At 63.2% G+C, this 19,293-nt stretch carries 18 protein-coding genes and 1 tRNA gene; 15 read left to right on the top strand and 4 right to left on the bottom strand.

Going from position 1 to position 19,293, the window contains the following annotated elements; genetic code table 11:
• The first annotated feature begins 5 nt into the window (after nucleotides 1–5).
• The 11 genes from H6955_03255 to H6955_03205 all read left to right on the top strand — a co-directional run bounded on the left by H6955_03255 (nucleotide 6) and on the right by H6955_03205 (nucleotide 10,624).
• On the top strand, nucleotides 6–761 hold the full coding sequence (locus tag H6955_03255) for a protein phosphatase CheZ (GenBank protein MCP5312546.1): 756 nt from the start codon (nucleotides 6–8) through the stop codon (nucleotides 759–761).
• 3 nt (nucleotides 762–764) lie between these two features.
• Entirely contained in the window at nucleotides 765–3,014 is a 2,250-nt protein-coding gene (locus tag H6955_03250) for a chemotaxis protein CheA (protein MCP5312545.1), read from the top strand.
• Between the two features lie 50 nt (nucleotides 3,015–3,064).
• Nucleotides 3,065–4,108, top strand: a complete 1,044-nt coding sequence (locus H6955_03245) for a chemotaxis response regulator protein-glutamate methylesterase (protein MCP5312544.1) — start codon at nucleotides 3,065–3,067, stop codon at nucleotides 4,106–4,108.
• A complete protein-coding gene (locus H6955_03240) occupies nucleotides 4,109–4,849 on the top strand; it encodes a flagellar motor protein (protein ID MCP5312543.1) in 741 nt (246 codons plus the stop codon).
• Between the two features lie 8 nt (nucleotides 4,850–4,857).
• A complete protein-coding gene (motD, locus tag H6955_03235; GenBank protein MCP5312542.1) occupies nucleotides 4,858–5,736 on the top strand; it encodes a flagellar motor protein MotD in 879 nt (292 codons plus the stop codon).
• Nucleotides 5,733–6,530 (top strand): ParA family protein, encoded by a 798-nt coding sequence (locus tag H6955_03230; GenBank protein ID MCP5312541.1) that lies wholly within the window; start codon nucleotides 5,733–5,735, stop codon nucleotides 6,528–6,530. Before motD ends, H6955_03230 begins: the two co-directional genes overlap by 4 nt.
• Nucleotides 6,527–7,174 carry a chemotaxis protein CheW gene (locus H6955_03225; protein MCP5312540.1) on the top strand — a complete coding sequence of 216 codons (648 nt, stop codon included), beginning with the start codon at nucleotides 6,527–6,529 and terminating at the stop codon, nucleotides 7,172–7,174. The genes H6955_03230 and H6955_03225 overlap by 4 nt, the downstream gene beginning before the upstream one ends.
• A 76-nt stretch (nucleotides 7,175–7,250) precedes the next feature.
• Nucleotides 7,251–7,733 carry a chemotaxis protein CheW gene (locus H6955_03220; GenBank protein MCP5312539.1) on the top strand — a complete coding sequence of 161 codons (483 nt, stop codon included), beginning with the start codon at nucleotides 7,251–7,253 and terminating at the stop codon, nucleotides 7,731–7,733.
• A gap of 9 nt (nucleotides 7,734–7,742) precedes the next feature.
• Nucleotides 7,743–7,922 carry a hypothetical protein gene (locus H6955_03215; protein MCP5312538.1) on the top strand — a complete coding sequence of 60 codons (180 nt, stop codon included), beginning with the start codon at nucleotides 7,743–7,745 and terminating at the stop codon, nucleotides 7,920–7,922.
• Complete coding sequence (locus H6955_03210; GenBank protein MCP5312537.1) at nucleotides 7,915–8,316, top strand: DUF2802 domain-containing protein; 402 nt, start codon at nucleotides 7,915–7,917, stop codon at nucleotides 8,314–8,316. Before H6955_03215 ends, H6955_03210 begins: the two co-directional genes overlap by 8 nt.
• A gap of 187 nt (nucleotides 8,317–8,503) precedes the next feature.
• Nucleotides 8,504–10,624 carry an AsmA family protein gene (locus H6955_03205; GenBank protein MCP5312536.1) on the top strand — a complete coding sequence of 707 codons (2,121 nt, stop codon included), beginning with the start codon at nucleotides 8,504–8,506 and terminating at the stop codon, nucleotides 10,622–10,624.
• Nucleotides 10,625–10,645: 21 nt separating this feature from the next.
• Here the strand turns inward: H6955_03205 and H6955_03200 are convergent, their stop codons facing one another.
• On the bottom strand, nucleotides 10,646–11,485 hold the full coding sequence (locus tag H6955_03200) for a class I SAM-dependent methyltransferase (GenBank protein ID MCP5312535.1): 840 nt from the start codon (nucleotides 11,483–11,485) through the stop codon (nucleotides 10,646–10,648).
• Between the two features lie 168 nt (nucleotides 11,486–11,653).
• On the opposite strand from H6955_03200, the gene H6955_03195 reads away from it, so the two are divergent.
• The 3 genes from H6955_03195 (at nucleotide 11,654) to H6955_03185 (ending at nucleotide 13,273) form a co-directional block, all read left to right on the top strand.
• Nucleotides 11,654–12,124 (top strand): YbaK/EbsC family protein, encoded by a 471-nt coding sequence (locus H6955_03195; protein MCP5312534.1) that lies wholly within the window; start codon nucleotides 11,654–11,656, stop codon nucleotides 12,122–12,124.
• Nucleotides 12,125–12,238: 114 nt separating this feature from the next.
• Nucleotides 12,239–12,329: transfer RNA gene (locus H6955_03190), tRNA-Ser, on the top strand.
• A 359-nt stretch (nucleotides 12,330–12,688) separates the two neighbouring features.
• Nucleotides 12,689–13,273, top strand: coding sequence for a DedA family protein (locus tag H6955_03185; GenBank protein ID MCP5312533.1), 585 nt, complete (start codon nucleotides 12,689–12,691; stop codon nucleotides 13,271–13,273).
• Nucleotides 13,274–13,521: 248 nt separating this feature from the next.
• Here the strand turns inward: H6955_03185 and corA are convergent, their stop codons facing one another.
• The 3 genes from corA to H6955_03170 all read right to left on the bottom strand — a co-directional run bounded on the left by corA (nucleotide 13,522) and on the right by H6955_03170 (nucleotide 17,332).
• Nucleotides 13,522–14,601, bottom strand: a complete 1,080-nt coding sequence (gene corA / locus H6955_03180) for a magnesium/cobalt transporter CorA (GenBank protein MCP5312532.1) — start codon at nucleotides 14,599–14,601, stop codon at nucleotides 13,522–13,524.
• A gap of 413 nt (nucleotides 14,602–15,014) precedes the next feature.
• Nucleotides 15,015–15,875, bottom strand: coding sequence for a magnesium transporter CorA family protein (locus H6955_03175; protein ID MCP5312531.1), 861 nt, complete (start codon nucleotides 15,873–15,875; stop codon nucleotides 15,015–15,017).
• A gap of 98 nt (nucleotides 15,876–15,973) precedes the next feature.
• The gene (locus H6955_03170; GenBank protein ID MCP5312530.1) at nucleotides 15,974–17,332 is read right to left on the bottom strand and encodes a mechanosensitive ion channel; all 1,359 of its coding nucleotides are present in this window, start codon (nucleotides 17,330–17,332) and stop codon (nucleotides 15,974–15,976) included.
• An 823-nt stretch (nucleotides 17,333–18,155) separates the two neighbouring features.
• Here H6955_03170 and H6955_03165 point away from each other — a divergent pair.
• Nucleotides 18,156–19,286, top strand: coding sequence for an efflux RND transporter periplasmic adaptor subunit (locus H6955_03165; GenBank protein MCP5312529.1), 1,131 nt, complete (start codon nucleotides 18,156–18,158; stop codon nucleotides 19,284–19,286).
• Nucleotides 19,287–19,293: the final 7 nt, after the last annotated feature.

The following is a 19,293-nucleotide window of genomic DNA, read 5'->3' as shown; positions in this document are numbered from 1 at the left end:
CAGAAATGGGTACCGCAATCGCAGAGAGTGCAGACGGGGGTGTCGACCAGCTGCGGCTGGCGAAATCGTTGGTCGACCACCTGGAGTCCGGCAATCAGGAGGGCGCGGTATCGGTGATCGCGGAACTGGCGGGTTTTCGCGACAGTATGCTGTTCCAGGAGATCGGACGCCTGACCCGCGAGCTGCACGACTCAATCAACGGCTTCGTGAAGGATGCGCGACTAGCTGATATTGCGCAGACCGACATGCCCGATGCCGCAGAACGGCTGCGCTACGTCATCGCCACCACCGAGCAGGCTGCCAATACCACGCTCGGTGCGGTTGAAGACAGTCTGCCGCTGGCGGACACCTTGCGCACGGACGCCCGGCATCTTGCCGACCAGTGGGCGCGCTTCAATTCGCGGCAACTGTCGGTCAACGACTTTCGTGAACTGAGCAACGAACTGTCCCATTTTCTCAAGGTGACACAGGACAACTCGGAGGCACTGCACGGCAAGTTGTCGGAGGTCTTGATGGCCCAGGGATACCAGGACATCACGGGCCAGGTGATTCGCAAGGTCATTACATTGGTGGACGACGTCGAGAACAAGCTGGTCGAGTTGGTGCGGCTGTCCGGTGTTCGACCGAAATCTTCACCGCCGCCTGCCGAGAAGGGCAAGGACATAGAGGCGCACGGGCCGATGGTGCCCGGCGTTGACAAAGGTGATGTCGTGAGCGGTCAGGATGACGTTGACGACCTGCTTTCCAGTCTGGGGTTCTAAACCATGAGTCTCGATGCAGATGACGAAATTCTCCAGGATTTTCTTGTTGAGGCGTCCGAGATCGTCGAATTGCTCGGCGAACAGCTGGTGGATCTGGAACAGCGCCCCGATGACACGGACCTGCTGAATGCGATCTTCCGCGGCTTTCATACGGTAAAGGGCGGCGCGGGCTTCCTCGCGATCGCGCCGCTGGTGGAAACCTGTCATCTGTCGGAGGACGTGTTCAACGTGCTTCGCCAGGGGCAGCGCAGCGTCACGCCGGACCTGATGGACGCCATCCTGCAGGCGCTCGATGTCGTCAACCAGATGATGAACTCGATTCGCGATGCAGAGATGCCGGAGCCAGCGGACCCCGAGCTGCTCGCACAGCTCGCGGTGTTGGCGCAACCGGACGACGGCAGTGCAGAGGCGGGCGAGGTCGAAGAGACCGCCGAGCTCGAGGCGGCCGACGACGACCAGGCGGAAGTCGACCAGGAACAGTCCGACGAGACCGAATCGGTACTTACCGCGGCGCCGGGCGGTGACGATATCACCGAGGAGGAGTTCGAGGCGCTGCTCGACGAACTGCACGGCGAGGGCAAGTTCAGTACGGCGTCGAAGGCGGCGGTCGCGCCGCAGACCGGAGACGACATTACCGACGACGAATTCGAGGCACTGCTCGACGAGCTGCACGGCAAGGGCAAGCACGGTGGAGTGCCGCCCGAGCAGGCTGCCGGTGCACGCGCTGCCGGCGGCGACGAGATCACCGAGGACGAGTTCGAGGCGCTACTCGACGAGCTGCATGGCAAGGGCAAGTTCGGCGGTGCGTCGGCCAAGGCGACCGGCAAATCCGCCAAGAAGACGCCTGCGAAAGCCAAATCCAAGGCGCAAGCGAAAAGCAAGCCAAAGCAGACCACGGCGGAGCCTGCGCCCGCGGCACCGGCCGCGAAAGCGGCTACTGTGAGTTCGTCGGCGAAGGAGAAACCACAGCCTGCCGCCGCACCTGCCAAGGAAAGCCCGACCGTGGAGGCTGCCGCAAAGGCGTCTGCGAAGACCGCCGAGCCGTCGGCCCCAGGCACGGCCGCCAAGGCGACCCAGGCCGAGACCACGGTGCGCGTCGACACGCAGCGCCTGGATGACATCATGAACATGGTCGGAGAGCTGGTGCTGGTGCGTAACCGGCTGGCCACCCTGAAGGCGACCATGGCCGATGAGGAACTGGCAAACGCGGTCGGCAATCTGGACGTGGTGACGGCGGACCTGCAGCTGTCGGTGATGAAGACCCGCATGCAGCCGGTCAAGAAGGTGTTCGGCCGCTTCCCGCGCGTCGTGCGCGACCTGGCCCGCAACCTCAAGAAAGAGGTCGACCTCGTGCTGCATGGCGAGGAGACGGACCTCGACAAGAACCTGGTCGAAGCGCTCGCCGATCCGTTGGTGCACCTGGTACGCAATGCGGTCGACCATGGCATCGAGTCACCCGAAGACCGTGAGCGTGTCGGCAAGCCCCGGCGGGGTTCCGTGGTTTTGTCGGCCGCGCAGGAAGGCGATCACATCCTGTTGTCGATCGAAGACGACGGCAAGGGCATGGATGCCGACGTGCTGCGCCGCAAGGCGGTCGAGAAGGGCATGATGGATGAAGATGCCGCCGCGCGTCTCGATGACAAGGACTGCTACAACCTGATCTTCCAACCGGGCTTCTCCACCAAGACCGAGATCTCCGACGTGTCGGGGCGCGGTGTCGGCATGGATGTCGTCAAGACCCGCATCGCGCAGATGAACGGGTCGGTGTCGATCGACTCTGAAAAGGGCAAGGGCAGCAAGATCATCGTAAAACTACCGTTGACGCTGGCGATTCTGCCGACGTTGATGGTGATTCTCGGCTCTCAGCCGTTTGCGTTGCCGCTCGCCAGCGTGGTTGAGATCTTCAACCTCGATCTGTCGCGGACCAACACTGTCGACGGTCAGCTGACGATCCGCGTGCGCGACCGTGCATTGCCACTGTTCTACCTGAGCCAATGGTTGGTCACGGGTTCCATGCCGGGTGGCGGTACCGGCGACCACCATGGCCACGTCGTCGTCGTGAACGTCGGCGGCGTGCAGGTCGGTCTGGTAGTCGACTTCCTGATTGGCCAGGAGGAGGTGGTCATCAAACCGCTGGGTGCGCTGCTGCAGGGCCTGCAAGGCATGGCCGGCGCAACGATCACCGGCGACGGCAAGATCGCACTGATCCTCGACGTCCCCGGTTTGATGCGCAAATACGCGCGCCGCTACTGATGGTCAGCCACGCGGAGGCGGGACGGAAACGGCGCGGTCCCGGGTGATAGATGGAGGAAAAGGTCCGGGTCCTGATCGTAGACGACTCCGCGTTTTTCCGAAAACGCATTCGGGAACAGCTGGAGCGCAGTGGCGAGATCGTGATTGCCGGTGAGGCGGCGAACGGCCAGGAGGCGGTCACAATGGCCGGAACCTTGCGGCCCGATGTCATCACCATGGATGTCGCGATGCCTTTGATGGACGGTATTTCGGCCGTCCGCCACATCATGCGCGAACATCCCACCGACATCCTGATGGTCTCGGCACTGACCCGGGAAGGCGCACGCTCGACGCTGGATGCGCTCGAGGCCGGTGCGGTCGATTTTCTTACCAAACATACCGGGGGTGCCGGCGAGTCGGCACGTGGCGGTGTGGAGAGTCTCGCCGAGCGCGTGATCGACATCGCCCGTCACCAGCGCGAGCGTCAACCGCATGGGCGCGGCGTACCGCAGAAGCCGGCGGTACCCGGCCGCCGCGAACGCCGGCGCGATGCCTTGCGACTGGTCGCGATCGGTGCGTCGACAGGCGGTCCGGTGGCCGTGCAGCGTGTGCTTGCGGCACTGCCGGCAAACTATCCCTATCCCTTGGTGGTCGCCGTGCACATGCCGGCCGAGTTCACGGCGGCATTTGCCGAGCGGCTCGATGCGACCTGCGCGATCAAGGTCCGACACGCCAATGACGGGGACGAACTGTCGCCGGGGCTGGCGTTGATTGCGCCCGGTGGGCTGCAGAGCAGCGTCGAGTTGCACGGCGGGCACCTTCGCGTACGCGTGCGGCCTGGGGGCGAACATCTGTACAAGCCGAGCGTCGACATACTGTTCGAATCCGCAGCGGAGGCATTGGGCGGCGCCGTACAAGCGGTCGTATTGACCGGCATGGGTTCGGACGGCACCGCCGGTGCGGGTCGTCTGAAGGCCCGCGGCGCCATCGTCTGGAGTCAGGACCAGCAGTCCTCGGTCGTGTACGGCATGCCGTACTCGGTCGCCAAGGCGGGCTACACCGATCGCGTGCTGGCGCTGGACGATATCGGTCCGGCACTGGCGGGACTGCACTGAATGGACCTGCTGAGTTTCATCGGCGTCGCGGTCGCGTTTGCGGCGATCCTCGGAGGCAACTGGCTCGAAGGCGGCCACCTCGACACCCTTGCCAACGGTCCGGCAATGGTCATCGTGCTGGGTGGGAGCATCGGTGCGGTCCTGTTGCAGACGCCGTTGCCGGTATTCCTGCGCAGCATGCGCATGCTGGGTTCGGTGTTTCTGCCTCCGCAACGCGAGATCGAAAAGACGATCACCAAGCTGGTCGAGTGGAGCAAGGTGGCGCGCAAGGACGGCCTGCTTGGACTGGAGCGTGCGTCGCTCGAAGAACCCGACCTGTTCGTACGCAAAGGCATGCAACTGCTGGTCGATGGCAACGAACCGGACGAGATCCGCCACTCGCTGGAGGTGGAACTCGACAGCCGTGAGCGTTTCGACCTGCAGGCCAGCAAGGTGCTCGAGGCGATGGGCGGATACTCGCCGACGATCGGCATCATCGGCGCGGTGATGGGGCTGATTCACGTGATGCAGAATCTTGCCGACCCGTCCAAGCTCGGTAGCGGCATCGCGACCGCCTTCGTCGCGACGATCTATGGCGTTGGGCTCGCGAACCTGTTTCTGCTGCCGATGGCCGGCAAGATGAAGGCCTATGTGATGCAGGAGAGTCACTACCGGGAGTTGGTGATCGAAGGGCTGGTGGCGATCTCCGAAGGCGAGAATCCGCGTCAGATCGAGACGCGCCTGCAGGGCTTTCTCAACTGAGGTGCGCTATGGCCAGACGGCGTCGTCACGAAGAGGAACACGAGAATCTCGAGCGCTGGCTCGTCTCGTATGCCGATTTCATCACCCTGTTGTTTGCCTTTTTTGTCGTGATGTATGCAGTGTCGTCGGTCAACGAGGGCAAGTACCGGGTCTTGTCGGAGACGTTGAATTCGGTGTTCAGTGTCGAGGCGCGCAGCGATAAACCGATCCAGATCGGTGAAAGACCGCGCGACCCGCTGGCGCAGAAAGAGGGGCCTCTGGCGCCGCGCCAGGCCGAGCCGGTGGCGGGTGGCCGTGACGGCAGCGAAGAGATCGACAAGGGTGCACCCGCCGACCAGGCCGCCGATATCCGCGAGCGCTTCCAAGTGGACGGCGGCGCGCGACGTGCCGCAGACGAATTGACCATCTCGTTGCAGGAATACCTCGACCAGGGGCTGGTGCGTATCACCCGGGTTGGAGATCGCATCGAGGTCGAGATGAAGGATCGCATGCTGTTCGGTTCCGGCAATGCCCAGCTGTCGCATCAGGTGCTGCCGGTGTTGCGCGAGATGGCGCAGACATTGGGGCGTATCCCGAGCCGGCTCCTGGTCGAAGGGCATACCGACAATGTGCCGATCTCGACCGCGGCGTTCCCGTCGAACTGGGAACTGTCGGCGGCGCGCGCCGCGAGCGTCGTGCATTTCCTTGCGCGTGCCGGCGTCGACCCGCAGCGCATGTCGGCGGTGGGTCTCGGCGAGTATCGGCCGCTGGCCGAAAACACGACCGTCGAGGGCCGGGCGGCGAACCGGCGGGTGACCGTCGTGGTGTTGGCCGATCAACGCACCGACGAGCCGGCACCGGACGCCGAGATCCCGTGGGCCGAGGGGCCCGGGGTGGAAACACGATGAAGGTGTGGGCGATCGCCAACCAGAAGGGTGGAGTCGGCAAGACCACCACGGCCGTGGCGCTCGGCGGCCTGCTCGCCGCGTGGGGATTTCGCACCCTGGTCATCGACATCGATCCGCACGGCTCGCTGACCAGCTATTTTCGTCTCGATCCCGATAACGTCGAACACAGCAGCTACAGCCTGTTCGAGGCGGTCGCGGAACGTCGTAGCCTCGATCCCTTCTCGCTGGTGTTGCCGACCGGAACCGAAGGTCTCAGCATGATCCCGGCCGCGGTCGCACTGGCCACCCTGGACCGCCAATCCGGGCGTCTGGAAGGCATGGGCCTGGTGCTGCAGCGTGCGGTTGCACAGCTGCGCGAAGGTTTCGACTACATCCTGATCGACTGCCCGCCCGTCCTCGGCGTGCTGCTGATCAACGCACTCGCCGCATGTGAACTGTTGATCGTACCGGTGCAGACCGAGTTTCTTGCGATCAAGGGGCTGGAGCGTCTGCAGAACACGCTGAAGATGGTCACCAAGGCGCGCCCGACGCCACTGCGCCTGATGGTGGTCCCGACCTTCTTCGATCCGCGTACCCGGGCATCGCACGACAGCCTGGACGTGCTGCGGCGAGAGCACGCGGAGCATCTCTGGGACGGTGTGATCCCGATCGACACCAAGTTCCGCGAAGCGAGCCGGGTCGGCCTTCCGCCCGCGATATTCGATCCACGTGGGCGGGGTGTCGAGGCCTATGCGCGACTGCTCGAGGAGCTCGTCCAACAGCCCGCGCCCGCGGCCGCAAACGGGGCGATGTGAGCGCACCTTTGGATAGGACGCGCAACGCGCTGGCCGACCACGACAGGGCCCTGCACGGATTGTTCGACGCCTTGCTCGGCGACCTGGTGCCGGGCGATGGGTCCGGCGCAAACCCTCCGACCGCAAGACACCCGGGTGCGCCCTCGGGCGTTGCTCCATTTAACGATCCGGCCGACCTGCCGTTAACGGAGGAGATGCCGTTGCAGGGGGGTGTCCGGCATAGCTGGGCGGCACAGCGCTTCAAGGTACTGTTGTTCGGTATCGGTGGGCTGCAGCTGGCGATGCCGCTGCTGCTGATGCGCGGCGTCAGCAGGCTGCCGCCGCGGCTGCACCGCCTGCCGGGAGGTCCGGTTTGGCTGCTCGGTCTGACGCACCGCCAGGGCACGACCGTGACGGTGGCCGATCTCGGTCCGCTGCTGGGGATCGGCGAATCCTGCAAGGCGCCGCGCTATCTGTTGGTGATCGGTGACGGCCGGGTCGGCGTGGTGTGCGAACACCTCGAGGACACGCTGCTGGTCGACACCGGGGCGGTGCGCTGGCGGCGGGGGGCATCGCGGGCGACGTGGCTGGCCGGTGTGCTCAGCGGGTCGCTGTGTGCCTTGCTGGACGCGGATGTGATAAGCGAGGCAATCAGGCACGGATAGTGCAACAAGTGAAACCAGGTACGCATTGGAGACGTTTTTTTGACAGATCTCCAAGGGCGCAAACGGAGTGACGACGATGAGTAACAGCGCAGCCGAGAGTTTGGCGGGTGATCCGGTCATCCAGTTGGTGACCTTTCGTCTCAAGGACGAAACCTACGGCATCAACGTGATGCAGGTACAGGAAGTGCTGCGGGTCAGCGAGATTGCCCCGGTGCCGGGTGCGCCGCCGTTCGTACTCGGCATCATCAACCTGCGTGGCAACGTGGTCACGGTGGTGGATACCCGTACCCGCTTCGGATTGCCGACCACAGAGCGCGACGACGCAAGCCGGATCGTGATCATCGAATCCGAGCAGCAGGTGGTCGGGATCCTGGTCGACAGCGTCGCCGAGGTGGTGGAGCTGCGCCAGTCGGCGATCGATGCCGCACCAAACATCGGCAACGAGGAGAGTTCGCGCTATATCCAGGGGGTCGCAAGTCGCGACGAGGATTTGCTGATCGTCGTCGACCTCAACAAGCTGCTGAGCGAGGAAGAGTGGTCAGAGATGGCCATGTTCTGATGCGCGGCGATGGCTGAAGAGATCAAACGGCCCAATGGCGTCGCGGTGGTCCTGCCACCCAACGCGTCGCGCGGTACCGGCCAGCAGCAACGCCGGCGGCCGGACCGCGGCGCGCCCAAACGGGATCGCAGCGACCGCGAGCGCCGACCGGACGACGATCAACCGCACCGGGTGGACGAATATGTCTGAAAGCGTTCTTGTCCTCGTGTGTGCCGCAGCGCTGCTGCCGATCATTGCCGGTGGCGCTCTGTTGTGGTTGTTCACCCGGCGGCTGCAGGTCGCGCGGGCGCGGATCGATACGTTGACCGGCGAACTCGAACTGGTACGCCAGAGCATCAGCGGCCTGACCGCCGGAGCGGTCGGTACCGACCGACGTATCCAGCACCTCGAAGCGCGCGAGCGACAACTCGCCGAGCGCCAGGAGACCTACGAGATCCAGCAGGTCGACGACCAGCCCTACGGCCACGCTATCCGCCTGGTCCAGCAGGGGGCGGGCGTCAGCCGGCTGGTCGACGAACTCGACCTCAGTCAAAACGAGGCGGAATTGATCGTGCGCCTGCACGGCCACCGCCAGAGCGCGTGATCTGTCCTAGCACGCGGTGCGCCGGCGGGCGCAACCACTTCACAGTCATACCATCGAACGCGCGGTAACGACCGACCGCGTCATGCATTCGTCGTCCCGGCTTGCTATCTTAGGCCAGCGTCGAAGCTTTCGCTCCGTTGGCACTGCGCTAATCTGTTCGTAATAGAAAAGGAAACGGGAAAAGGTTATGGGTTCGCTGTTGAAATGGTTGATCGGCACGATCGTAGTGGTGCTGCTGTTGCTTGTTGCGGCAGCGGTGATCCTGCCGATGGTGATCGATCCAAACGATTACAAGCCGCAGATCGTGCAAGCCGCCAAGGACAAACTCGGGCGCGATCTCGTGATCGAGCAGGACCTGGACCTCTCGGTGTTCCCGTGGTTGGGGATCGAGACCGGTGGCGTCCGGCTCGGCAACGCGCCGGGCTTCGAGGCCTCGTCGTTTGCCGAAATCGACCAGCTCGGCGTGAAAGTGAAACTGATGCCGCTGCTCAGCCGGCAGGTCGAGATCGACACGCTGGTGATCAAGGGCCTGCGCCTCAATCTGGAGAAAGACGCCAAGGGACGGACGAACTGGGACGACCTCGCGGCGGGTGCGGCCGACGAGGCCGAAAAACCGGTCGAGCCGACTCCGTCCGAGGGCGAGTCCACGCCGCTCACGGTGCATCTGCAGGGTATCCAGATCGAAGATGCACGCATCGCCTGGCAGGATCGGCAGGCCGGCCAGAGCTACGTTCTCGACGGTGTGCGCTTGGTGACCGGCGCGCTCGCCCCCGGGGCGACGGTACCGGTCGAGGCCGGCATGACGTTCACCAGCGTCACACCGGCAATGACGCTGAAGGTCGGGCTGGATGCGCGCGTCTCCAGTGATCAGGCGCTCAAGGTGTTCCGGGTCGATGGACTGTCCCTGGCCCTGGATGCGAGCGGCGAGGGGCTGCCCGCGGACGGTGCCCAGCTGGAACTGAAGACCGACCTCGTCGCTGACACCAAGGCCGACACGCTGCGACTCGACAACCTCTCAGTGACCGGTCCGGCAATGGCGGCCAAGGGAGAAATCGCGCTGAGCGCGCTGCAGACCAACCCGGCGGCGAAGGGGCGCCTGACGATCGCCGAGACCAACCTCAAGACGCTCGCGTCGATGTTCGCGAGTCCGATCGAGACTACAGACCCCGCGGTTCTCACCCGTGCCAGCGGCGAGCTCGATTTCAGCTATGCCGACGGTGCGCTCAAGCTCGATCCGCTGGCGGTGCGGCTCGACGACTCCAGCCTGAGTGGCCATCTGCACCTGTTGCCGGGTGACGGTCCTGTGGTCCGCACGCGCCTGGACCTCGACCAGATCGACCTCGACCGGTATATGCCACCGGCCGTCGCCAGCGACACGCCGGCCGCTGAGCCCGTACAGCCGGGTGCCGAGACAGCGTCCGCGACGGCCACCGGGGACCCCTTCGCCGCGCTGCGCACGCTCGACTTCGTCGGCGAGTTCAAGATCGGCAAGTTGACCGTCGCCAAGGCGCGGATGACCAACGTGACCAGCAAGATCGTCTCGAGCAAGGGCGTGCTGAAGGTCGAACCGATGACCGCGCAGCTGTACGAGGGAAACTTCAACGGTGCGGTAACGCTGGATGCGAGCGGTGCAAAGCCGAAGGTGCAGGTCAAGGAAGCGCTCACCGGGATACAGATCGGTCAGCTGCTGGGCGATGTTGCCGGTGAGAACCGCCTGGTCGGACGCGGCGAGGTGCACGCGGATATCAGCGTGGTGGGTCTCAGCGAGTCCGAGGTGCGTCAGACCCTGAACGGCACCTCGCGCTTCGCGTTCCGAGACGGTGCCTGGAAGGGCGCGAACATCGCGCAGATCATCCGCGAGGCCAGCGCTGCACTGAACCTCGGCGGAGGCAAGCTCGACGTCGGTACGCCCGGGCAGACGGATTTCAGCGAACTCGGCGGCTCGCTGAAGATGACCAACGGGGTGATCCGCAACGACGATCTGCAGGCCAAGTCGCCGTTGCTGCGCATTGCCGGCAAGGGCGAGGTCAATCTGCCGAAAGACAGCGTCGACTACAGTGTGACTACCGAGCTGGTCAATACGCTCGAGGGGCAGGGCGGCAAGGCCCGTGACGAACTCGCTGGTGTTCCGATCCCGGTGCGCATCAAGGGGCCGATCGCAAACCCCAGCTACAAACCCGATCTGCAGGCAGCGCTCAGTGCCAAGGCCAAGTCTCAGATTGCCGAGAAGCAGGCCGAGCTGCAGAAGAAGGCCGAGGATAAGGTCAAGGACAAGGTCGGCGACGTGCTCAAGGGACTGTTCAAATAGGCAGCGGTCGGCCGCCGGTCGTTACTTCTCGGCGGTGAGGTAGCAGATCCAGCCGGCATCGGCATCGGCGCGTGTCGCGGGTTTGAAATCACCGTCCGGTTCGCCGTGCTTGTCCCATCCCTGCCAGTAGACCGTGACCCGGCCGAAGCCACTTTCGGCCAGCAGGTCGCGGACCTCCGGCAGCGTCCACAGCCGCCATTCATAACTGAACGCATTGCGCATCTCCGAGCCGTCCGGAAACGCGAAATGGATATGGCAGACCAGGCGGTGGGTGATCGGATCGAATTCGCCCTGTTCCCAGATATAGGTGAAGCCGTCTCCACCGTCGTCGATCTCACGCTGTTCCTCGATCTCGCGATGACTGTCGTAACCACCGTAGGCGTCGAGGAAGAAGATCCCGTCGTCTTTCAGCGCCGCGTGCACGCTTTGGAAGTAGCGTTTGAGCGTCGCCCGATCCTGTAGCAGCCAGTAGCTGAAATTCATCGCCGAGATGATGTCCGGGGATTCGGTCTGCACCTCGAGGACGTTCTGCTGCATCAAGGTGATGCGTTCACGCTGGTGTTCCTTGAGCCGCGCAATATTGTGTTCCCGTCCCCAGTCCAGTACCTCCGGGTCCAGGTCTACGCCGATGGCGTGTCGCTTGCGACCGCGTTTTACCCATTCGCAGCAGACGTTGGCAGTGCCGCAGAAATCTTCGCGCAGCAGCACGGCCTTGCGGCCGCGCAGGCGTTTGAAGGTGGCGTCGACGAAGTCGATTTCGGCCTCCGCGCACTGCACGGAGAGTTCGTAAAGCTGGTGACGGTCGGCGGTGTCGGCCTGAAGGAGAACGGATTTCTTTCGACGTTTGGTGGCTTTACTCATGCTGCGCGAGGCACCTTGTATTGCGAGATCGCTGACTATACTTGAATTTGCAGGCAAATCCCGCCGAACCTGTACCGGTCATGGTGGGCGCGCTGCGTGCGATCGCGGACGGTGCGCGGTTGCAGGACGAAAGCCGGGGACGGCGCAGACCTTTTGGAGGGAGAAACAATGGCCATTGCAACGACACTCCAGGAATTCCTGGAGAGCCGTGGCGTTGCTTACGATATTGTCGAGCATCCCCATACCGACTCGGCGATGCGTGCTGCAGAATCCGCGCATGTGCCGGGCGACCAGGTGGCCAAGCCGGTACTGCTTGGCGACGATCACAGTTACCTTCTTGCGGTCATCCCCGCCACGCATCGGTTGGAACTCGACCGTTTGAACCAGATGCTGGCACGCAGCCTCGAGATGCTGCCCGAGGATGAGATCGAGGCCACGTTCTCGGACTGCGAACGCGGTGCGATCCCGGCGATCGGCGAGGCCTACGGGGTCGACGTGGTCATCGACCCGTCACTGATGCATCAGCCTGACGTGTACTTCGAGTCGGGCGATCACGAACACCTGGTGCACATGGACGGCGAGGTATTTCGTCAACTGATGGAACACGCCCCGCGCGCCCACGTCAGCCATCACCTCTGATGCACCGCGCCGGCCGGGTGCGGTTGCGCCCGGCGGGGGAGTGGTTTAATCTTTCGCGCCTTGTGTTCGTGGCTCGGGCCATCCGGTCCCGCGTAAGCCATGAATGCGTCCCCGGGAGAGGTGTCTGAGCGGTCGAAAGAGCACGCCTGGAAAGTGTGTGTACGTTAATAGCGTACCGAGGGTTCGAATCCCTCCCTCTCCGCCAATAAACGAAAAGGCCCCCGCGCGGGGCCTTTTTGTTTATCAGGGGTGCGGAGGTTTTGATGAGAGCCCTTTGGTTCGATTAAGAATGCAGGAAGCATTCTTGACCGCGCTTGCGCGGCCCGAAGGGCGAGGCGCAGGGACGCGCCGAGTCAATCCCTCCCTCTCCGCCAACAAACAAAAAGCCTCCGCGATGTCTCTTGCTTTATCAGATGCAGGAAGGTTTCATGAGGCCAGTTCGCCTGGAACGAGCCTGAACAGCGCCGTTCTGTGGCCCTCGCCCGAAGGGCGGAAACCACGGATGGCTGAAGTAACCCTTCGGTCCCACAGCCAATGTAGGGAACTGGAGTTGGATCGACAGACATGTCGCTTGAACACCTGATTGACGCCTACGGCTACCTGGCCATCCTGGCCGGCACCTTCCTGGAAGGAGAGACCATCCTCATCCTGGGGGGTGTCGCTGCGAAGCTGGGCTACCTCGATCTGCCCTGGGTGATCGTTTGCGGGTTCACTGGATCCCTGATTGGCGACCAGTTGGCGTTCCTGCTTGGTCGTTGGCGAGGCCGGGCTCTCCTGCAGCGACGTCCTGCCTGGGACAGGCGCGCGGCGCGCGTAAAAGACGTCCTGGAGCGGCACCGCATACCGGTCATTCTCGGTTTCCGCTTCCTGTATGGACTGCGCAATCTGACGCCGTTCGTGCTCGGTATGACCCGTGTGCCGTTCGTGCAGTTTGCCCTGTTCAACGTCGTCGGTGCCGCCCTGTGGGCAGGCGTGATCGGCGGCCTGGGTTATTCGCTCGGGCATGCGGCAGACTGGCTACTGGGGGACATCAAACGCTATGAGTTGGAGGTCTTGGCGGCGGTTGCGGTGTTGGGGGTACTGGGTTGGGCACTGCATGGCCTATTGAGGAAGCGGTCGCGACGGACGGACGTGCCGCCGCGCGGCTAGTGGCGCCGGTGCGGCTGTGATCACGGCGTGCTGAATCCAATGACCGCGGTCGAGGCCGGTCAGCGTACTGCGACTGGCAATCGACAGGGCAAGCGATGCGATCGCGGCTGCTGTCCCGCTCGACGCGACGAACCCCCGTCCTCAAGAGCGATCCATGCGCATTGCGGGTTGCGCTCCGACAGCCCGCGCAGACGAGGCCGTTCCGGTCGGATTGCAACCACTGAGTCGCCGTCGCAGATTGCCGGCGGTCACAGCCAGTGCCTGCGCCGAAAGAACAGCAGCATGCCCGCCGCGATCACGATCATCACCAACCACACAAGCGGATAACCGTAATACCACTGCAGTTCCGGCATCGCCCATGGGCTCTTGGTATTGCTGCCGAAATTCATGCCGTAGACACCCACGACAAAGGTCAGCGGGATGAAGATCGTTGCGATGACCGTGAGCACGCGCATGATCTCGTTCAAACGGTTGCTGACACTCGATAGATAGATGTCGACCAGGCTCACGCTCATGTCGCGATAGGTTTCCAACAGATCCATGATCTGGATCGTGTGGTCGTAACAGTCACGCAGGTAGATCTGTGTTTCGTCGCGAATCAGCTGGCTCTCCTGGTCCATGAGTACATTGAGGACTTCGCGCTGCGGCCACAGCATCCGCCGCAACAGGATGAGCTCGCGTTTCATCGCATGCAGCCGTACCAGTGTTTCGCGACCGGGTTGACCAACGATCTTTTCCTCGATGTCTTCGAGTTCGGTGCCGAATGCCTCCAGCACCGGAAAGCCCTGGTCGATGGCGGCATCGAGCAGCGCATACAGCAGGTAGTCGCTGCCACGGCCGCGCAGTTTGCCGACACTCTGCTGCATGCGTTTCAGCACCGGGTCGAAGGGGTCGCGCAGACTGTCGCAGAAGCTCAACACATGGTCGTCGCCGAGGAAGAAACTCGCCTGATGCACGGATACCTTACCGTTGGCAAAGTGGGGAATGCTCAGTATCACGAATATTTGCCCGTCGTATTCCTCCACTTTTGGGCGCTGGCCGGTGTTGTGGATGTCTTCAATTGCGAGCGGATGCAATCGGTAGAGGTCTCGGATTCTCGTCAACTGTTCAGCGGACGGATGTCCCTGCACGTGCAGCCAGGTCAGCTCGGCATGGCCCGCAGGGCTGCCCTCGATCGCAGCGAGGTCGCCGTGCTCCACGACACTGATGGCGTCCTTGTCGTAGCGAACCAGGCGAAAGCGACACGGGTGGTCGACCCGTTTTGGGTGTGCCTGCAATGAGCCCGGCGTCGTGCCGGGTGGGTGATAGTGCTTGGTGAAAAGTGCCATCGTGTCTCCTTGCGGCATGCTGGCGAAATGGTCACCTCTAATGGTAACCGTGAATTCGCACCGATTCGGACCGCCCCAGGATGGTGAAACGGGATCTCGTCGGTCTAGAACGCGAAGCGACGAGGTTGTGCGACATGGGTGCCGATGCGCTCTCCGGTGGTTTTGCTTACCTCATCTGATCGCCTGCGATGCATACTTGTCCGGCACCGCCCGAATCAGCAGCTCCCACCACCGCGCGTTCTCCCGATCAGGGGTACTGGGAAACATCGCGGCGGCTGCACAGTGCTGCAACCGACGGGGACCTGCTGGAGTTGGGTCGCTGCGCGGATCTGTGCCGCGCCATCTGCATAGGGGGTTGCGATCTGGGGGGTATGTCCGATGGCAAAACAATCGACGGGAACACGCCGAACCGTCTACAGCCAGCGGATACGCTTGAACAGCAGCAGCAAACCGAATGCAATGACCGACATGATGCCGAGCAGTACGAAATATCCGTGGGCGGACTTGAGTTCCGGCATGTTCTCGAAGTTCATACCGTAGACGCCGACGAGCAGTGTCAAAGGTACGAAGATCACGGTGACGATCGTCAGTACTTTCATGATCTGGTTGAGGTTGTGCGCATTCAGGCTGATGTAGCCGTCGATCAGATCGCTGATCACGCTCTGGTACAGTTCGGCAAGGCTGTGAAAGCGCTCCATGACGCTGTGAATATCGGTGAACTCATCGTGCAATAGTGACAGGTCTGTCGCCGCGAAGTAATCGCGTAGCGCGGCAAAAGCGTTGGTGTGGTAAGCGATAATCCGGCGCATCTTGCGCAGCGCGGTGTTGTAACCCACCAGTTCCTGCATGAGACGATCCGACCGGGTGTCAAACAACTGGTCCTCGATCTCATCGAGCCGTCGCTCGAGATCGAGCAGCACGTTGCCGTAGCGCTCGCACACCCGGCGTGCGATGGTCGCGACGATGCTCATTGGCGACGTATCTGCACAACCTTCATCGAGCAGCCGCTGATAGAGGCGTTCGATGAAACGTGAATGCTTGCTGTGCCGCGTTACCAGAAGGCGGGGTCCGGCGAATGTCGCCAACTGCAGCGTAGTGAACTCGAGGTCGTCGGAATCCGCGGTGAGTGGCTTGGTGAGCAGGTACAGATAGTCGGTGAATGCCTCGAAGCCGGGCGGATGGCGCGGACGCTGTGCCTGGGCCACCGCAAGTGCATCCAGTCCGAGTTCACCGACGAGCAGGCTGCGTTCATTATCTGCGGGTTCATCCTGCAAGTCGACCCATAACCAAGTGTCTGGTTGACTCTGCCAGCGGGGCAGCAGATCGCGACCACCCGTCTCGACGTCGCCAGCAGCGCACAAAACAAAACGTATCATGCGGCGCCACCGGTGGAGGGTGCTTCGCCGCGCAATACCTCGGCGATGGCCTGCAGTTGTTGTTCTCCAAGCACTGAGCGCAGATGCAGATCGCGTTGCGGGTAAGGAATCTCGATGCCATGTTCGTGGAAGCGGTCCCAAACCCCGAGCAACACCTCGCTGATCACGTTGCCGCGGCCGTTCGGTGGGTCGTCGATCCAGATTCGCAGTTCGAGGTTCAGCGAACTGTCGCCGAATCCGACCAATTGGCAACGTGGTTCAGGTTTGAGCTGTACCCGAGGCACCATTTCGGCCGCTTCGATGCACAGCGCGATGGCCTCGCGTGGGTCGCAATGGTAGGCGATCCCAATCGGGATCCTGAGCCGTACCAGATTGTTGCTGTACGACCAGTTCTCGACGCGCTGCGTAATCAGCTCTTCGTTGGGAATCAGGTGCTCGATACCGTCACGTGTGATCACCGAGGCGTAACGCGCGCCAAGGTGGTTGATCCAACCGAAGGTGGTGCCGACGGAGATGACATCGCCGGGCTTGATCGAACGATCCATCAGCAGGATCACGCCGCTGACCAGATTCGAAAAGATCTTCTGCAGGCCGAAACCGAGGCCGACGCCGAGGGCGCCGCCGAATACCGCGAGGGCGGTGAGGTCGATTCCGACGGCGGACAGTGCGACCAGGAAGGCCGCGGTGATCAGCCCGATTCGCGTCAGTTTGGCGCCGAGCACCCGCATCGTCGGTGCGACGGCCTGCGTGCGCTCAAGCCTGCGTTCGACCAGCGTTGCCAGGCCATTCGCCATCCAGAGCGACAACCACAGGGCAATTCCAGCCTTGACGATAGTCAGTGGCGAGACACGTACGCCGCCGAGATTGATCGCCCAACCATCGAGCAATGCCGATACGTCGTCGAGCAATCCAAAGATATTCAAAGCCGCAATGGTCCAGGCGGAGATTGCGATCACGCGTGCCAGTGCTTCGTTGGCCACCAGCATGGTAACGAGACGAATCAGGAGCCAGGCGGTCAACAGGCTGGCGATGATGGTCAAAGCACCGCCCGGAAGACTCCAGGCCCGAAACACTGCAATCGCGATCCACTGCAGTATCAGCCACGCGATCGGGTTGGCAACGTCAGCCAGGGCTACCAAGGGACGCCGGAAGCTGGGTACCCGGGTGCAGGAATCGGCTAGCCGAACCAGGCCGCGCTTCAGCATCGGTGTGAGCAGCCAGCGCGCCAGCACGAACACTGCAGCGATCACGCCGAACTGCAGCCAGAAAAGGGGATCGCTGACGCGGACAGTCAGTGCGTCCCGCAGTGTGCCCAGTCGTGCACCAATCTGATCGAAATCTATGAACTGGTCCATGCACGTACCCAGCCAAAGGACACTGCCCCGCAGTATGCCGGATCGGAACGCCCCTGGGAACGATACCGCAGACAAGCAAGGGCCGGTGTAGGGGTTCGATACAGCGGCACCGTTCTGACGACCGACTCAAACCCGGCGAAAGACGTCGTTGACGTGATGTACAAGGGCTGCCGTTTGCCGTATCGGATGGATCGACCCCGGGAACTGACCATCCGTCGTCGGCGTGCTTCCTCCCCCTCGGTGCAGCTCGCGCTGCGAGCGCCACCGTCGGCGGTATTGCCATCGTCGCACGCCTCGACACCGGCCCGAACAATGCCGTCGCTGCGGCCTGCGGTTTCACAGCTGGACAGGCAGGCATCGGCATCGACGTGAGTTCTGTGTCGCGTCCGTCCCGCCCCGGACCCGTACCGGTGCCTTTCGACCCGGTTTTCATTCGATTCAGCATGGATGTGCTGCCTCGGATGCACCGGTGATCAGCGCGGTGACGACGCACCGAGCGCCGGGTCCGGCGGCAGAGCGACGACCGGTTCGTGCGAGTATTGGGACGGATGAATCGAAGCACCGGTGTTCCGGCCGTGCGGGTTGCCGGGCAAAATGTGTGGGCTTGCCAAAAAAGACATCCCAGCGCAGCCGTTCGCTTCACGTGGACGGTAGGGGTGTGCCACCGCGTCGGCGTGGCAACTGCGGGAACTGCGACGACGGCCGTCTTCGGTGAGCAACAGCTCGCATTTCGGTAAGAATCGCCGGTTACAATGAGGCCGCCGTATTTTGTCGCGATCCGCGTGGATGTGACGTGTTGCCGACCCCTGTGGCTGGACCCATGATGCTGAAAAAGATTTTTTTGACGGTGATCGGCCTGGCGGCCGTGGTGGGCGCCATCGTCTACACCAAGCTCGGTCAGTTCGACGCGATGAGCGAGGCCGCCGAGGGCATGCAGTTGCCGGCCGAGACCGTGACGGCGACAGCGGTCTCCGCCGCGCAGTGGGAGCAGGTGATCTCGGCGACTGCGACCGTGTCCGCGGTGCAGGGCGTGAACGTCAGCGCCGAAGTCGGCGGCCGGGTCACGGAGATCGCGTTCGAATCCGGGGCGACGGTCGCGGCGGGCGATACGCTGCTGAAGATGGATACCGCGAGCGAAGAGGCACAGCTGGCCTCGGCCAACGCTGCGGCGGCACTGGCCAGGACCGACCTCGCACGGGTGCGCAAGCTGGGCAAGCGTGAACTGGCGTCGGAGGACGCCGTCGATCGTGCCGAGGCGCAGGTCAAGGAGACGCTGGCCCAGGTCGGCGTGATCCGTGCATTGATCGACAAGAAGACGGTGCGCGCCCCCTTCGCCGGTCGCCTTGGTCTACGCCTCGTGAATCTGGGACAGATCCTGCGCGAAGGTGATCCGATCGTCGCGCTGCAGACCCTCGATCCGGTGCATGTGGACTTTTCCGTTCCGCAACGGCAGATCGCGCGACTGCGGCCCGGGATGCAGGTGCGCGCCACGGCCGATGTCGCACCCGGCGAAACCTTTGAAGGCCGGGTCCTCGCGGTCAGTCCGGAAGTTGCGGCGACAACGCGCAACGTACGCGCGCGTGCGCTGGTCGACAATCCCGGAGAACAGCTGCGTGCCGGCATGTTCGTCAACGTCGAGGTGGTGTTGCCCGATACCCAGGCGGTTCTGCCGGTGCCGGCTACCGCGGTGTTGTACGCGCCCTACGGCGACTCGGTGTTCGTGGTCGAGTCGCAGCACAAGGACGCCTCGGGTGAGACCGAGCGGATACTGCGCCAGCAGTTCGTGCGCCTCGGGCGGGCACGCGGTGACTACGTCGACGTGATCGACGGCCTCAAGCCCGGCGAGACCGTCGTGACCAGCGGCGTGTTCAAGCTGCGCAGCGGTGCCAAGGTGGTCATCGATAACACCCTGGCGCCCAAGCCCAAGCTCGATCCGAGTCCGCGGGATTCCTGAGGCAGGC

Source organism: Chromatiaceae bacterium, assembly GCA_024235395.1.
Taxonomy (GTDB): domain Bacteria; phylum Pseudomonadota; class Gammaproteobacteria; order Chromatiales; family Chromatiaceae; genus Thiosocius.
Note: the sequence above shows the minus strand (reverse complement) of the source record. Positions and strands in the feature narration are given on the sequence as shown.